The following is a 1155-nucleotide window of genomic DNA, read 5'->3' as shown; positions in this document are numbered from 1 at the left end:
ACAAGTACAGGAACTATTGCTTTGAATGACATTCAAGGTTGTAAAGTAACCTTTACTCTGCCGGGTAATAATAATGAGAACGGTATGGTTATAGTGACCGTCAGCAAGGGTAAACATGAGGAAAAAGGTGAGGTTCCGAGTGATAAGTTTAAGTCTTCACTCGCAACAACGATGATGAGGCGGGGTGCGAATACGTCAAGTACCATTGTGAAAGACAATGGAGAGGATACTTGCTTTGCGTTCGATGATCACTATATCGATGATAATGTTGAGGATTATATTAGTACCCTTAATATACAGTATGATCCTGTCGATAGTGCTATAGATGAAGCTCTGGGCTTCCTTGATATTCAAGATGTGAACAATATCATACAGGAAGGCGGGATTTTTTCTGTATCAAGTAAGGATATCCCTGTTCAGCCATCCTGGAAATAATTTTCTATCAAAGATCGTATTTAAACGCGTTAATAAAAGCATCTCATAGGTCAATCACTGGACTATGAGATGCCGCTGCATTTATTTCCCTTCAATATCAATTGACGTTGCCGTATTTTATTAAACACCGAGAAGATATCTTCCCCATCGCTGAAGCGTCAATTTCATTAGGGTGATATTGTTTGCCACTCTGGTCTTGGGTCGGGCTAGACCCCCTCATGCCCTACGTGTTCGCTTCGGAGCCGCTACGCACCTGTGAACGCTCTCATGATAGCCACAGGTAAAGGATCTTAGGGGATAGATTTGAACGTTATTTGCCGGCAGTCTTGTTTAAGATAAGGTTTATCGATGGGCCGGTTGAGGAGCACAGCCAACACGCCTATAACACGAAGTCTGTTAGGTTGCGATAATTTTAAGGCCATGGGGCTTCGAAACCATGGTCGCGCAAAATCGCGGTCAAATTCCTGCTATGCCTGTCACTCTGTTCTCGATTGACGTTTGCTTACTTCGACTCTCCAGTTTGTGCGCCAAGACGCTTTTTTGTGCAAAACGGCAAAAAACCATGCAGATGTGAAATCCTCGCAAAAACGCTAAAAATATCCTGATTTCCTGCAGCCCCATAGCGATAAGATATTTCACTAACGCAGCAGGCATGCGGGCTTGTGGGAGTTATCCACTACTTCTGTGGATAACCATGTGCATTAGGTTTAGAAAAACGGT

General features: G+C 43.3%; 1 pseudogene. It reads left to right on the top strand.

Going from position 1 to position 1155, the window contains the following annotated elements:
• Positions 1 to 435, top strand: a pseudogene (locus tag J5224_RS35940) (hypothetical protein); the annotation flags it as partial.
• Positions 436 to 1155: the final 720 nt, after the last annotated feature.

This window comes from Candidatus Symbiopectobacterium sp. NZEC135, assembly GCF_025962695.1.
This window is presented reverse-complemented; position numbering and strand designations above follow the sequence as displayed.